This is a genomic window from Alphaproteobacteria bacterium (genome assembly GCA_017302575.1).
Classification (GTDB): domain Bacteria; phylum Pseudomonadota; class Alphaproteobacteria; order Rickettsiales; family UBA3002; genus JAFLDD01.
Genome location: JAFLDD010000001.1, coordinates 1,525,172 through 1,539,527 on the forward strand (window position 1 = coordinate 1,525,172; position 14,356 = coordinate 1,539,527).

17 protein-coding genes are annotated in these 14,356 nt (G+C 51.2%); 9 read left to right on the forward strand and 8 right to left on the reverse strand.

Annotated features, from left to right (window positions below; translation table 11 throughout):
- Window positions 1-2 precede the first annotated feature (2 nt).
- Window positions 3-1,058, forward strand: a complete 1,056-nt coding sequence (locus J0M34_07810; protein ID MBN8544153.1) for a VWA domain-containing protein — start codon at window positions 3-5, stop codon at window positions 1,056-1,058.
- Here J0M34_07810 and J0M34_07815 read toward each other — a convergent pair.
- The 3 genes from J0M34_07815 to J0M34_07825 form a co-directional block, all read right to left on the reverse strand.
- Window positions 1,048-2,397 carry a hypothetical protein gene (locus J0M34_07815; GenBank protein MBN8544154.1) on the reverse strand — a complete coding sequence of 450 codons (1,350 nt, stop codon included), beginning with the start codon at window positions 2,395-2,397 and terminating at the stop codon, window positions 1,048-1,050. The genes J0M34_07810 and J0M34_07815 overlap by 11 nt on opposite strands.
- Before the next feature lie 134 nt (window positions 2,398-2,531).
- Window positions 2,532-3,455 carry a cobalamin biosynthesis protein gene (locus tag J0M34_07820; GenBank protein MBN8544155.1) on the reverse strand — a complete coding sequence of 308 codons (924 nt, stop codon included), beginning with the start codon at window positions 3,453-3,455 and terminating at the stop codon, window positions 2,532-2,534.
- Complete coding sequence (locus tag J0M34_07825; protein ID MBN8544156.1) at window positions 3,452-4,303, reverse strand: OmpA family protein; 852 nt, start codon at window positions 4,301-4,303, stop codon at window positions 3,452-3,454. Before J0M34_07825 ends, J0M34_07820 begins: the two co-directional genes overlap by 4 nt.
- Window positions 4,304-4,454: 151 nt before the next feature.
- Between J0M34_07825 and ndk the strand changes: the two genes are divergently transcribed.
- Window positions 4,455-4,877, forward strand: a complete 423-nt coding sequence (ndk, locus tag J0M34_07830) for a nucleoside-diphosphate kinase (GenBank protein ID MBN8544157.1) — start codon at window positions 4,455-4,457, stop codon at window positions 4,875-4,877.
- 72 nt (window positions 4,878-4,949) lie between these two features.
- On the opposite strand, the gene J0M34_07835 is transcribed toward ndk, so the two are convergent.
- Window positions 4,950-5,528: a phosphoribosylglycinamide formyltransferase gene (locus J0M34_07835; GenBank protein MBN8544158.1), complete on the reverse strand. Its 579-nt coding sequence runs from the start codon at window positions 5,526-5,528 to the stop codon at window positions 4,950-4,952.
- Window positions 5,519-6,580, reverse strand: a complete 1,062-nt coding sequence (locus J0M34_07840; protein MBN8544159.1) for a phosphoribosylformylglycinamidine cyclo-ligase — start codon at window positions 6,578-6,580, stop codon at window positions 5,519-5,521. Before J0M34_07840 ends, J0M34_07835 begins: the two co-directional genes overlap by 10 nt.
- Before the next feature lie 82 nt (window positions 6,581-6,662).
- Here J0M34_07840 and J0M34_07845 point away from each other — a divergent pair, with 82 nt between their 5' ends.
- The 5 genes from J0M34_07845 to J0M34_07865 are packed head-to-tail and all read left to right on the forward strand — an operon-like array spanning window position 6,663 to window position 10,878.
- Window positions 6,663-7,724, forward strand: coding sequence for a DUF2066 domain-containing protein (locus J0M34_07845; GenBank protein MBN8544160.1), 1,062 nt, complete (start codon window positions 6,663-6,665; stop codon window positions 7,722-7,724).
- Complete coding sequence (locus tag J0M34_07850; GenBank protein MBN8544161.1) at window positions 7,721-8,785, forward strand: AI-2E family transporter; 1,065 nt, start codon at window positions 7,721-7,723, stop codon at window positions 8,783-8,785. Before J0M34_07845 ends, J0M34_07850 begins: the two co-directional genes overlap by 4 nt.
- Complete coding sequence (locus tag J0M34_07855; GenBank protein MBN8544162.1) at window positions 8,782-9,444, forward strand: DNA replication protein; 663 nt, start codon at window positions 8,782-8,784, stop codon at window positions 9,442-9,444. Before J0M34_07850 ends, J0M34_07855 begins: the two co-directional genes overlap by 4 nt.
- A complete protein-coding gene (locus tag J0M34_07860) occupies window positions 9,434-10,510 on the forward strand; it encodes a response regulator (protein MBN8544163.1) in 1,077 nt (358 codons plus the stop codon). Before J0M34_07855 ends, J0M34_07860 begins: the two co-directional genes overlap by 11 nt.
- Window positions 10,511-10,512: 2 nt before the next feature.
- On the forward strand, window positions 10,513-10,878 hold the full coding sequence (locus J0M34_07865) for a response regulator (protein ID MBN8544164.1): 366 nt from the start codon (window positions 10,513-10,515) through the stop codon (window positions 10,876-10,878).
- Here J0M34_07865 and J0M34_07870 read toward each other — a convergent pair.
- Both J0M34_07870 and thiS read right to left on the reverse strand, forming a co-directional pair.
- A complete protein-coding gene (locus tag J0M34_07870) occupies window positions 10,875-11,651 on the reverse strand; it encodes a thiazole synthase (protein ID MBN8544165.1) in 777 nt (258 codons plus the stop codon). The two genes, J0M34_07865 and J0M34_07870, sit on opposite strands and share 4 nt — an antisense overlap.
- Entirely contained in the window at window positions 11,651-11,863 is a 213-nt protein-coding gene (gene thiS, locus J0M34_07875) for a sulfur carrier protein ThiS (protein ID MBN8544166.1), read from the reverse strand. The genes J0M34_07870 and thiS overlap by 1 nt, the downstream gene beginning before the upstream one ends.
- A gap of 20 nt (window positions 11,864-11,883) precedes the next feature.
- Here thiS and aroQ point away from each other — a divergent pair, with 20 nt between their 5' ends.
- Together aroQ and J0M34_07885 are read left to right on the forward strand one after the other, a co-directional pair.
- Entirely contained in the window at window positions 11,884-12,321 is a 438-nt protein-coding gene (gene aroQ, locus J0M34_07880) for a type II 3-dehydroquinate dehydratase (GenBank protein MBN8544167.1), read from the forward strand.
- On the forward strand, window positions 12,321-12,971 hold the full coding sequence (locus J0M34_07885) for a leucyl/phenylalanyl-tRNA--protein transferase (protein MBN8544168.1): 651 nt from the start codon (window positions 12,321-12,323) through the stop codon (window positions 12,969-12,971). Before aroQ ends, J0M34_07885 begins: the two co-directional genes overlap by 1 nt.
- On the opposite strand, the gene J0M34_07890 is transcribed toward J0M34_07885, so the two are convergent.
- On the reverse strand, window positions 12,863-14,356 hold the full coding sequence (locus J0M34_07890; GenBank protein ID MBN8544169.1) for a Ppx/GppA family phosphatase: 1,494 nt from the start codon (window positions 14,354-14,356) through the stop codon (window positions 12,863-12,865). The genes J0M34_07885 and J0M34_07890 overlap by 109 nt on opposite strands.

Below are 14,356 nucleotides of genomic sequence, written 5' to 3' on the forward strand. Positions count from 1 at the left end.
TTATGAAACGTTTCTTGAAGCAATTTATTGGGTCTAATGACGGTAGTGTTCTGATCATCGCGGGATTGATGATTTTAACGCTCACGGCCGTATCAGGTGCAGCGATCGATTTGGGGCGTCAACAGTTAGTGCGTTCAAAATTGCAACAAGCTTCTGATGCAGGGGCGATTGCTGCAGCAACGATGCCGAGCGACGCAACGCAGGCAGAAAAAGAAGCAGCAGGACGGCGTTATTTTGCACTGAATTTCCCTAATGGATATATGGGTATTGCGCGGCCCAACCCTGCTGTCTCCATATCGAACGGTGATATTTTAGTGACGGCAACGGCAGATGTCCCTACGCGGTTTGTGAGTCTTTTGGGTATTAATACGGTTGTGAGTACGGGCCGGACGCGCATTGCCAGCAGCTCGACCACCACAGGTAATAGCTATGATCTTATCATGATCCTGGATAATTCTGGATCCATGGGATTAGCCGATGCGGGCGGTGGACAAACGCGTATCGCCGCACTGCGTAACTCGGCGTTAAACATTGCGACCAATTTATTGCCTGATGGCAATACTGCCAACCGCATCGCCCTAGTGCCATATGATGCAGGCGTGCCTCCAGGTGCTGGTGCTGACACGCTACCACTTACGGAGAATCGCGGCACTGTTACCTCTGAAATTAACGCCATGCGTGCTGTAGGCGGCACAAACAGTGGAACGGCGTTCGGGTATGCGGCTAGCCGTGCTGGATTCGTACAGTCCATGCGAAATGACGTAGTGCGCACGGTGGTGTGGCTGACGGACGGCGTCAATAATACCGTATCTTCCGATAATCAAACGCTGCAAAATTGTGCAGATTTCAAAGCACAAGGTATTGTTGTATTCACCATCGCTTTTGGAAGTACGGTTGCGGCTAATGCGGGTGTGCGCAGTTTGATGAGCAGTTGTGCGACGGGTGCGCCTGGTACGAATGAAGGGCAGTATTTCTTTATTGCGCCAGATGCTGCAACATTATCAACAACCTTCAATTCCATTCTGACAACGGTTAGTAATTTGCGGATTACAGAGTAGCGATGTGCGCGGCTTCTGGCGCGATCACTTCAGCATTACGAAGCTCGTGCGTGCTGATCGTTGAGCGTGGCGTGTCGAGCGCCTGATCTGGGTGGTTGCCCTTCGTGATGCTATTGGGTGATTCGCTGACAGGCGCTTGTGTAGCGGCCACAATATTTTTTTCTACAACAGGATAGCGTTCGAGTAGCGATTCAAGAGTCGTGCCTTTCGCCAACTCTGTTTGCATGTCCTTTACTGCTTCCATGCCATAACGGTTAGCGACCTCAATATAGGCCAATGTCGTTTTTGGATTGCGCGTATCGATCAAGTCGTGACCGAGCATGTAAACGAATTTAGGTAACGGGAAATTCGCCTGAGGAATTACTTGTCCTTGTGCATCGAGAAGGTTCTCGTGTTTATATGCATAGGTGAGGTTCATTAGCTCAGCGACGCGTTTGAAAATTACCTGACTATCTGCCCATACGGCGCCTTCGCCTGTGCCGCGCTCAACCACGTTCGAGAACATGCGCTGCGGGTTAAACTGCTCATTATAATGTTGATAGAGATCGAAAATCTCGCCGACGGTAACTGGCTGGCCAAGGCCATTGCGCGGATTAATTTTGTTATTCACGAAGGTCACTAAGTCTTCAAACATCGTCGACTTACGCTTCCATGTTTCGCTAAGTGCCTGCGCACCTTTCACACCCAACAGCAAATCGGCTAGATGGCCATTGCGGAACGGGATAGCGCCTACAAACAATCCATCCACCAATAAGCGCTCGGACATTTTGTCGCGGTAGTTTTTCACGGTCGCTTTGACGATCATGTTTTGACTGCGCTCAATGTCTTGGAATGTTACTGTGTCTGGGCTTTTACCAAATTCATATCCTACCGACTCACTGAACATATTCATGATGTCGTTGCGCACCATTTGGCTGTATTGCAATGTGAGGGCACCACTGCCCAGACCAAGCGCGCCTGTGTAGGTTGCGGCCTCTAGTTCATCGAGCGGTACTTTGGGAAATAATTTTCGCTGAATGAAGCGTCCGCCAAAACCTGCGGTGTTTAGAATACTTACGCGCGCCTTCTCAATCCATCCACCGATTCCTTTGCCTGCGGTGGTTGCAGCATCCACTTTCTTGGCGAATGCTAAGCCTAGCGCACCACGGAATACGTAACGACTAACAAGCGCGAGTAGTAGCAAGCGCGTAAATTCTGACGTGGGTGCGAGTGTAGACTCTGTCTTGGAGTGCATCGGGTTCATGCCCGAAGTTGGACGTGCGTAAGGAGGCAAACCCGCCGGAGGTGGCGGCGATTGCGGCGCGGTAGTCTCATTTACTGTAGGTGCGTTTTCTTGCATCCAACATCCTTTTCCTACGCTTTTCATTCTAACGTAGCGGACGGTTCAAAACACCTTGAGACTTATGAAGATTGTGTGACAGAAGCATAGCGCAAGGCGCTAAGCCATGCAATTTTTGCATTACTCGGAGTTCGTTATAAGTTTATGATAAATAACAATAATACTGCGAATTCGAAGAGGGCGATGGTAAAAAGTGTCATGAAGCGTGCGAGATCAGTGGCCTCTAGCCGTGCAGTCCCATCACCAATCCATGGCGTTTGATGGATTTTTCCATTCACCACACGCGGCCCGCCAAGGCCAATTTTCAACGCTGCGGCAACAGCATAGGCATGGTGTTCATCCGTGGCGCGCGCATAGGCAGATAGCGCTGCAAAGGGTTTGGCTTTAGGAACAAATATACTGGCAAGAAAGAGTAACGCGATACTCAGTAACGATGGCACGGCGTCGACCAAGGTAAAGCAACGACCTGCTGCCCAGCCGAACGCTTTCCAATCTTGTTCGCTATCACGAAAGTAATGTGAGGCAACGGCTAGCATGTAGTAGCACAGCATGCCTTTAAGACCCAACAACGCAAACCAGAAGGCGCCGCCCACGAGCACAATCGTGAAATGGTGAATCAGACCGAGTATGATAAGGCGTAATGTGCCGTGATGGTCAGGTGCGCTTTGTGGTTCAAGTGCTAGTGCCGAAGTGGCGCTGGCGAGACGTCTTTCATCACGCACTTTGCCTGCGCTTACAGCTACCCAGCCATGCCACAAACTTGGTTGGAGGTCTGCGCTAAGCGCAATGATAATGCCTGCAAACAAGCCAGCGCTTCCCAAAAACCAATCTAATGCGAGGCATGGAACCATGAGTAGCACGAGTAAAATAAGGCCGCGCCAGACGCGGGTGGCAATGCTGCGTTTATTGAGGCGTTCACCAAGCGTGCGAATGCGACTATGGACGAAGCGACGTAGCGGCAGGCCAATAGAATGGCGCAAACTTGAGCCGAAACAGAGGCTGATGAGGTATCCAATCACCACGACGAGCAGATGCGACTGGATAATCTCCAAGCTCATTCGATAAAGATCTCTACGCGGCGGTTGGCGGGTTCTTTCACACCATCTTCGGTAGGTACTTGTGGGTCGGTTTCGCCAAACGCAAAATAGCTGATGCGCCCTGGATCGATACCTGCTGCAAGTAACTGGTCGAGTACGAAGCGTGAACGGCGTTCAGAGAGTGTGAAATTATATGTATCACTACCGGAACGATCCGCGTGGCCATTGAGTACGACCTTCGCATCGCCGCTTGATTTTACATAGTCGATCAGTTCGTTCAACGCCTCATAAGCGAGATCGGTTAGGCGGTCATCATCGAAAGGGAAATAGAGGATCGACGAGGTGGTTTCAACAGGCACAGGCGCGGGATCTTTAGCATCAGACACTTTGCCGTCGGGCGTGATTTCGAGCTTGCCGAGCGCTTCATAGAAGCCATCGCGGCAGGTTTCAATTGCCTCTGTTTCCCAACCTTCTTCTTGGTTTTCAACCCAGCAATCATAGAGCGCTACCGCGTTGGCAGCTTCACGGGGTTTTTGGCGTTTCATATCCTCGGTCAGCGAGGCCATGAGCACTTCGCGTGCGGCGCGGAGTGTGCGCAATTGCCCTTCATCGATATCCCAATAATCGGGATTTTCTGGCTTTACATCTTTGCCGTAGGCGGCAAGAAGGCCCTTATCTGCGAAATATTTAGATGACCACCAGTCATAGACCTTCAGCTCAGCCTCGGCGTAATCCTGATAGTGGGTGGCAAGCGTGGCGTAATACACGTCCTTATTGGGCGCGACATTGCGCAAATCCTTCAGCGATGCGGTGGTATCGCACGCAGTTAGCGCTAAAAGCGCCAGAATGCTGGCCAAAACGTGTTTCATTGGGCTTGCCGGTAGTTGACGTGTTTTATTATTCTTGATTGCTGGGCAACCTATCCAATCCTTTTCAGCCTTGCAACCCTATAAAAACCTTGCAATCCAATAAACTATGCTCTAACGAAGCGCCAAATTTAACGCCTGCAGGAGTAATAAAATGGCTAAAGAACGCACACTCTCGATTTTGAAACCTGACGCGACCGAGCGCAACCTTACGGGCGCTATCAACGCTGTATTCGAGAAGTCGGGTCTGCGCATTGTGGCGCAAAAACGTATTCACCTCAGCCGCGCTCAGGCCGAGCAATTCTACATCGTTCACAAAGAGCGCCCATTCTATGGTGAGCTGGTAGACTACATGATCACCGCACCAGTTGTGGTTCAGGTGCTTGAGGGCGAGAATGCCGTGGCACATCACCGTGACGTGATGGGCGCAACCAACCCTGCAAACGCAGCAGAAGGTACCGTGCGCAAAATGTTCGCTGAGTCGATCGAGCGCAACTCGGTGCATGGTTCGGATTCGTTGGAAAACGCCAAGACCGAAATCAACTTCTTCTTCAAACCAGAAGAGATTGTTGGGTAATAATATGAAGGGGGCTCTTTGCCCCCTTCGCTTCGCTTACCCCCGCCGCAAGCGGCTCGCGCCACTTCGGCGCTACGCAGGGTTCCTTTTTACTACTTTCTTCAATGCTTCGGGATAAAGCGCGTGTTCTAGCGCATGGACGCGCTGTTGCAGTGTTTCCGCCGTATCGTTCGGCATCACGTATAATGCGGATTGTGCGATAATCGCGCCGCTATCGAGCTCTTCTGTAACCCAATGCACGGTGCAGCCGTGTTTTTGTTCACGCGCTTCTAATACCCGCTTATGCGTGTCGGTGCCTTTATAGGCGGGTAAAAGTGATGGGTGGATGTTGATGGCTTTGCCAGCCCATTCACGCGTGAACCATGGCGAGAGAATGCGCATAAAACCCGCGAGGCATAAAAACTCTACACCATGCTTTCTGAGTTCAGCATCCATCGTACGATCAAACGTTTCGCGGTCGGGAAAATCTTTGTGTGAGATGACAACAGTAGGGACGCCGGCTTTTTTTGCGCGTTCTAGACCATAAGCATCCGCTTTATTCGAAAGCACCAGAACAATTTCTGCGGGGTAATTGGGAGGTTTTGTCGCGTCCATCAAGGCTTGCAGATTGCTGCCATTACCAGAAATCAGCACCGCGACTTTTAGTCGCATAGATTACCCGAATAGGTTACACGCTCGCCCGTCTGTTTCATCAGGCTACCGATTTCGCCGGCCAGTTCTCCCGTGCTTTCTAGTGCGCTCAGGACATGCGCCGCATCGTCCTTAGCGACGACCAAAATCATGCCGATACCGCAATTGAAGGTTCGCAACATTTCGGACGCGTCGACATCTCCAGCCGCCATGAGCCATTTGAATACAGATGGCATATCCCAACGCTCAAGGTCGATATGTGCGGCGAGATTTTCTGGCAATACACGTGGGAGGTTTTCGCTCAACCCACCGCCTGTGATATGCGCCATGGCTTTCACTTTTTGCGCAGCAAGAAGGGGCAACAATGATTTCACATAGATGCGTGTTGGCTCAAGCAGTGCGCCGCCAAGCGAGCGATGTTCGGTCTCGAATGGTGCGTCGTCGGTCATGGCGACTTTGGAGTCTTTGACGATTTTGCGCACGAGTGAGTAGCCATTGGAATGCACGCCAGATGATGCGATGCCGATCAGCACATCACCGTCTTGAATGTCATTGCGAGGCAGCAACATGTCGCGCTCCACAGCGCCTACGGCAAAGCCCGCCAAGTCATAGTCACCTTTGGCATACATACCGGGCATTTCGGCGGTTTCGCCGCCTACCAACGCGCAGCCTGCTAATGCACAGCCTTCGGCGATGCCAGAAATCACATCACTTGCTGCATCCACATCGAGCGCGCCTGTTGCAAAATAATCGAGGAAGAAAAGCGGTGTTGCACCCTGAACAATCAGGTCGTTCACGCACATGGCCACCAGATCCATACCGATGGTGCTATGCAGGTTCATTTCCTGTGCGAGCTTCAATTTAGTGCCTACCCCGTCGGTCGTGGAAACCAAAAGGGGGTCTTTAAAGCCCGCGCCTTTCAGGTCAAATAATGCGCCAAAGCCGCCCAAACCGCCCAGCACACCAGGGCGTTTTGTGGCTTTTGCCATAGGTTTAATGCGCTCGACGAGGGCATTACCTGCGTCAATATCGACACCGGCTTCTTTATATCGCTGATTGCGGGATGCGTTCACTTGGGCTAACCTTTAGGCAATGATTATAAAAACTTCGCGCAGAACTAACCCATTCGTAGGCTTTTTGCAACGAGCTTGCGCAATGATGATGCTTGTTTGTGCGGCGGCGATGCCCGCCCACGCCGCTTTGCATGAGATTCGGGTCATTGGTGTGGGGATTGATTCGCTCAGAAGTGGGGCCGAGGCCAAGGCCGTTGATTATGCCAAGAAGCGTGCGCTTTATATGTTGGCGCGCAAGCTGGGGGCGCAGCAAGTTGAGGCCCAGCTTACCAAGCTTTCAGAAGCTGAAATCAAAGAGATGATTCGTGGATATACGGTGGTGCGAACCCAACGTAAGGACGATGTCACGTATGCTGAAATCAAGGTCAGTATCGTTGATACGCCGTTGCGCAAGGTGCTGGGTCTGCCCGAGGAAAATCCAGAACCACAATTTCGTCGACGCGGCGTGATGGTGCTGGGTGTCTATATGGACGGCGAGCGCCCTTTGTTGTGGGAAAAACGTAATCCGCTTACGGAAACCCTCAAATCACAAAGCCTTAAAATGGGTAAGGGCTCCGTGATTATTCCAGTGGGCGACCCTGAGGATTTGCGCGTCGTGGATTATAATAACATCCTGACCATTGAGTATGATGAAATGAAAAGCTTGTTTGAGCGCTATGGTGCTAATGAGGTAATGATTGCGGTTGTTAGAACGGGATTAAAGGGAACGACTGACCCTACGGATATTCTACTCAGACGCTTGACCGATCGCGGTGTGAAATTAGAACGCGTTAGTTTGACGCCCAAGGATAAAGAGCAAGAAGAGTCAAGCCGTGTGCAAGATGCAGTCAATACGATTGCACAAATTGCGACAGACCTTGCTGCCTCTATCTCGATTGAAGAGCGCAAAATGATGGAGCAGGCGGCGCAGTTGCCCGTTACGTTCAGCTTTATCACCATGAAAGAATATGGTGATATGCAGGCGGCGCTGCGCAGCTACCCTGGCTTCATTCAGCTCGAGGTACCATCAGTTACTTTGCAGCATGTGGATGGCAGGCTGTATTATGACGGTAACGAGAGAAGATTGCGAAAACACTTAGAGAAATCGGCGATTTTCGTGCGCCCTAACGCCGAAGGCTGGACGATTTCATTGAGGCAACTATGAGCATTTCAACGACAGGGCGTTCGCGCTTAATTACACTGATTTTCTGGGCAACGGTTATTGCTCTGTTCATTGTTTTTCTACAATCCATCAGACCAATTTTACTGCCTTTCGTCGTGGGCATGATGGTGGCCTATTTGTTTGACCCGTTGGTCGATAGGCTGGAGCGTGCAAAATTCTCACGTATCTGTGCGACGGCAACGGTTACGGTTACGTTCTTTGTGGCGCTGGCATCGATTATCATGTGGCTGGGGCCGTTGCTGTACCATCAGTTGGCGGGCGTGCTCACCTCCATTCCTGATTTGCTGCGCGAAGCGCAACTGGCCATGAAGCATCATGGCGCGCCTATTCTTGAGTTGTTGGGGCAGAAGGGTGATATTCAGTCCTCCGAGCTTGCGCAACAAACGCTGGCAGCAGCAACGGACGTGCTTAAAAGCGTGATGGTGTCGAGTGCGGCGGCTCTAAATCTGGCCTCCATGTTGCTGATTACACCGATTGTATGTTTTTATTTGCTGCGCGATTGGGACAAGATGGTGGCAAGTATCGATCGTCTATTACCGCGTGCACATGCTGCAACGATTCGTGAGCAAGTTGTGCTGATCGACAGCACCTTGTCGGGCTATCTGCGTGGGCAGGTATTGGTAATGGTGATGCTAACCATTTACTATGCGCTGACGCTTAGCATTATCGGCATTCCGTTCTCGCTTATTTTGGCGCTGATTGCAGGCTTATTCATTATCATTCCGTATGTGGGGACGTTGGTGAGCACGGTATTGGCGGTAGGCATTTCCTATATGCATTTCGGTCTTGAGTGGCAGACGCTGTCGGTCATTGGTATTTACATGGTCGGGCAGATTTTGGAGTCACAAATCCTGACACCAAAAGTGATTGGTGATCGCGTTGGCTTGCATCCGTTATGGATGGTGTTTGGTATGTTGGCGGGTGCGGTGCTGCTTGGTTTTGCAGGCGTATTGCTCGCGGTGCCCATTACGGCCGTTATTGGTGTATTGGTGCGTTTTGCCGTTGGCCGCTATTTAGAATGCCCGTTCTATACGACTGTATGACGACACCTGTTTCACAATTAGTCATGCCGTTTACTGGTGCAGTAAGCTATGCAGCCGAGGATTATATTGTAGGTGATGCTAATCGTCATGCGGTAGAGGTGCTTGACCAATTTCCGAATTGGCCAGAGCCAGTGATGGCGCTTTATGGGCCACCTGCGTCTGGCAAAACCCATCTTGCGCAGCGTATGGTGCAGAAGCATGGCGGCTTTTACGTAACGCAAGAATTAGGAACTGTGGACGCAGCAACCCTTGCGGCGCGTGCACCCTTATTGGTGGTAGATGGCTGGAATGATGAGGCGGCATTAGCGCAGCTCATCAATCATTGCCGTGCACAAAACCACGCACTGCTCGTGACCATGCCTGAGGCTCCCGCACGGCTAAAAGTGCGCTTGCCAGACTTGCATTCGCGGCTAAGCGCGATGGTGGCGCTTGAGCTAACTGCGCCCAACGAGTCACTGCTAGGTGCATTATTAAGTAAGCATTTTGCGGATAGACAAATTCGAGTTGCACCAGAAGTGATTACCTATATCGTGGCGCGCATGGAACGTTCCTATGCATCGGCGCATCATGCGGCCGCGTGGCTTGATAGTAAGGCACTGGAATCAGGGCGTGCCATTACGCTGCCCTTAGCGCGTGAGTGGGTTTCCCATGCGGTCTAAGACAACGAATATCCATTTAAGCCAAGAAGACATGCGGATTCGCTTTGCGAATATCCGCGTGCTGGTTGCCGATCGTGATTTGCGCGTAGCGGATTTAGTGCGCCGCGTGTTGTTCAACTTTGGTTTTCGTAAAGTTGAGATGGTTGATAGTGGTGCTAAAGCAATTGATGCGCTTGATGAGCGCAGTTTTGAGTTGCTCATTACCGAATGGAACATGAGCCCTGTAGATGGAATAGATATGGTGCGCGCTATTCGCCGTGCGAAACGCGCCAAGCGTATGCGTCGCGACATTCCGATCATCATGCTTACGGGTAAGGCAGAAAAAGACGATGTGCAGTTGGCGCGTGATTCTGGGATTACCGAATTTTTGGTGAAACCGTTTAATGCCAAGACGCTGTCTGATCGCATTATTAAGGTGATTGATTATCCGCGTATCTTTGTCGATGCACCGATTTATGCGGGCCCATGTCGCAGACGCAAAAGGCCAACACCACCTGGTGGTCGTGAACGACGTTCACTAGTGAGAGAGCGGCTTTCTGCCGGCAAAGAGTTGCCCGACATGGTCATGGATAGTGGTAGTGATTTGCTGGGTCTGGTAGCGTTCTTGCCGCCTAATGTCGAAATGAAGCAGCATGTTGGTGCGGATGTTACTGCGCAAGATATTCTCAATGATCGGGTGATTGCTGAAGGCCAAGAAGCTATTCAGGAAGCGGCTAATGAGTTTGTTGAGTGGGTGCGCGACGATATTGCTAAGCTGGAAGAAGCTTATGGCGAGCTTAAAAAACGCCCAACGGACCCAACGGCACATCACTTACTATTAACGGCTGCCTATGCCATTAAAACACAGGCGGGCACCTTCGGCTATGATTTGGGTAGCGAAGTTGGCAAGATGCTTGTCGACTACCTGACGCAGCATCCTGTTGTTGATGAAAGCGGTATGATGGTGGTGCGTAAGCATATTGATGCTATTGCGGTTATCTTTAATCAAAAGATTAAGGAAACGGGTCGTGAGATTGCTGAAGAGCTCGTACGTTCCTTGCATCAATTAATACGCAAAATGGGTTAGTTATGAAAAAATGTTTAGTGGTAGATGATAACGTCAATAACCGCATGGTGGCGCGGTTTATCATGGAAGATTTAGGGTTCGTTGCAGAAGAAGTCAGCGCTGCTGATGAAGCAGCAGCGATGTTGCTGGTCGAACAGTTTGACGTAGTGTTACTGGATTGGATGATGCCACAAATGGATGGCGTTGATTATCTAACACGACTGCGGCAGGACGAGCGTTTGCAGGATCTTAAAGTGATTATCTGTTCCGCTAAGGAACGTGATGCGAATCTAGCAACAGTGTTGGAAGCGGGCGCGAATGGGTTTCTTGCCAAACCACTCACGCTCGATTCAGTTGAAAAGCAGCTTAAAGAGCTGGGCGTTCTCTAGATTATTCCGTCTATTGGTGAAGAAGGGCTGGCATGTGCTCGCGTTTGCATTCGCCCTGCTAAATATCCTAATCTTCCTGCTTCTACTGCCTGCCGCATCGCGCGGGCCATTAATACGGGGTCTTTTGCTTCGGCGATGGCAGTGTTCATCAGCACACCGTCGCAACCTAATTCCATGGCTTGAACAGCGTCGCTCGGGCAACCAATGCCAGCATCAACGAATACTGGAACGTCTGATTGTTCGACAATGCGGCGAATATTGGAAGGGTTGGTGATGCCAAGGCCAGAACCAATGGGTGCAGCAAGTGGCATGATAGCGCAGCAGCCGCGCGCTTCCAGTTCTTTGCATAGCGCAGGGTCATCTAGCGTATAGACCATCACGTCGAACCCGTCTTTTACCAAAAGCGGTGCGGCTTTGAGCGTTTCCTCCATGTTCGGGAGCAGGCTCTGCTTATCGCCAATCACTTCGAGTTTGACCAGTGTCCACCCACCCAGTTCGCGGGCGAGTCTTAGGGTGCGCAGTGCTTCTTCGGCAGTGTAGCAGCCTGCGGTATTGGGCAGATACGTATATTTTTGCGGATCAATCGCGTCGTGCAGCTTTTCGTCTTTAACGGAACTTAAATCGACGCGGCGTAACGCAGCCGTTACGATTTGTGCGCCCGATGCTTCAATCGCTGCTTTGGTTTCGTGCATGGTTTTATATTTGCCCGTGCCCACGAGTAAGCGCGAAGAATAGGTGCGGCCTGCAATAATAAGCGGATCGCTTGGTAGCATTAACCACCGCCAATGAAGCTGACGATCTCGATGGTGTCTCCATGCTGGATCGCGGTGTTGACGTAATTGGGGCGCGCAAGAATCGTGCGGTTATGTTCAACAGCAATTTGGCGGATATCCACGCCCAATTCCTGCACCAAATCGGCCACAGTGGAAGCGGTGATGGCGCGTGGCTCGCCATTGAGTGTGATGCTGAGTTGCTGCGTTCCCATAAGTTTGCTAAGCCTTTATCATGACTGCAAAACTCTTAGTCTTAAATGGTCCCAATCTCAACCTATTAGGTGTGCGTGAGCCAGAAATTTATGGCACCACCACGCTTGCCGATATTGAGACGTTATGCGTGAACACGGCACAAAAACACGGCCTGACGGTTGATTTTCGCCAGAGTAATCATGAAGGCGAGCTAATTGATTGGGTGCAGGAAGCGCGGACCAACCATGCTGGTATCATCATTAATGCGGGCGGTTATACGCACACATCAGTTGCACTACATGATGCGCTAAAGGCTGTTAATCTGCCGATTATCGAGGTGCATATTAGTGACCCCAAAACCCGCGAGCCGTTTCGTCATCATTCCTATATCGAGTCGGTGGCGAGGGAGACGATTTGCGGCAAAGGTGCGCAAGGCTATGCCTTGGCTATCGATACACTCGCCAAGCTGGTGAAGTAGTGCAGGCGCTTAACGCTGAAACTTTGCTGCTAGCTTATGCCAATGGGTACTTTCCCATGGCGCCATCGCAAGACGCAGAAGAGATTGAATGGTTCCACCCCAGTGCACGTGGTGTACTGCCGCTTGATGATTTTAATGTTCCGCGTGGACTGAAGCGGGTGATGAAGTCGCACCATTTCACCGTGACGGTTGATCGTGCTTTTCGTGCAGTCATGAAGGCTTGCGCCGAACAGCGCCCTGATCGCAAAGAAACGTGGATTAGCCAGACCATCATCGAAGCCTATTGTGATCTACATGCGTTAGGCCATGCGCATAGCGTGGAAGTGTGGGACGGGAAACAACTGGTTGGCGGGCTATACGGGGTTTCATTGGGTGGTGCATTCTTTGGTGAAAGCATGTTCTCGCGCGTGAGTGAGGCGAGCAAAATTGCGCTGGTGACGCTTGTTGAGGTGTTGCGTGAGGCGCACTATATGTTGCTTGATACACAGTATGTGAATGAGCATCTCAAGCAGTTCGGTGTCGAGGAAGTATCGCGTAGGCGCTATATGACAAAGTTGGAGAAAGCCTTGAATGCTTCACCCAATCCGTCGAGTCTCTTTTCAACGGTTTCGGTGCGCAGAGGGTTAGCCTCTTTGTCGAGTGATAGATAAATGCGTCCATCCGATAAGCGGATATCCGCATGGTGCAGATTGCCCGCCTTACCCGCCGAGAGCTGGAATGCTAGGTTTGCTGACAGGCCCACACAGCGCGCCCATAAACGTTCACGCTCATCGAGCAGTTTCATTTCGTCCCGTTCGGACTTCCACTTGGTTTGGTAGCGGTGATAGAGCGCTAATGCGAGCATCAGACGTTCTTTATGGTCTAGTCCCTTGAGTGAGGATTGGATAATGCGGTGATACGCCCATTCGGCGCGGAAATTAGGGTCGATGCTCCAAGCGAGTTCCGATAGGGTGCATAGCGCGAAGCGCAGGCGGCGCCAGCCGATGGGCTCGTTGGTAAAGAGTGGTTGTGTCCACTCGTAAAGCTCTTGCGCATAACGGCCACCTCGCCCAATCAATGCGGCTAAATCCATTGCTGAGGCAATGAGCGCGTCTTCCTGTTGGAGTTTGGGATTGAGCAGGTCATAGAAAAATCCTTCACGAATACCACTCACGGAGAACATCACTTCTGGTGCGCCTGTCATATCGAGCAATTGTTGCAGCACCAGTGCGGTGGGAATCATGGTTGGTGCGCGCTTGGTGGAGACGCCTGGAAGTGCAGCAATTTCCGAAGCATTGAGGCTTACCAGTTTCTCAAGCAACTGCGAGATGGCGCGTTTCGACATGGTGTATTCATGCACAATGTCGAGCGGATAGCGCGTTTTCTTCATATGGAGTTTGGCAATGGTACGGAAGCCGCCGCCAATGGCATACAGGCAATGTGGGTGTGCGTTTTTAAGCCATGGAATCGCTTTAAGCTCACGCTTAATAAATTCTTCCATCGCTTTAGTTTTGCCTTCGCTGCTATCGAGAATACGAAGTGAGCCCAGCCTACAGCTTGTCGTTAGGCCAATTTTATGGCGTTCGACAGAGGCTAGCTCCATCGAGCCACCACCTAGGTCGGCAGAGATGCCAAGCGGTTCGTGCACGGAGGCGATAATACCCTGCGCCGCTAGTTCGGCTTCGCGTTCGCCGCTAATCACATTGATGGTTATGCCAAATTCTTTGGTCAGTTCGGCCACGAATTTTTTACCGTCTTCCGCGTCACGTACGGCGGCGGTGGCGAGAATATCAAGACTGGCTAACTCAAGCCTTCCTGCCATAGCCATGAAGCGCGCCATTGCGATGCGGGCGGACTTCACCCCATCAGGATTAAGCCGCCCAGTACGGGCCAACCCTTTGCCTAATGCGCACATATATTTTTCGGTAAATACGGGAAGTGGCACGCGCTTAAGGGCGTGATAGACCACCATGCGCACGGAGTTGGAGCCAATATCGATAATACCAATCAACCCTTTGGGGTGATCGGCAGTGGCGGTGTTATATTTAATGACCAT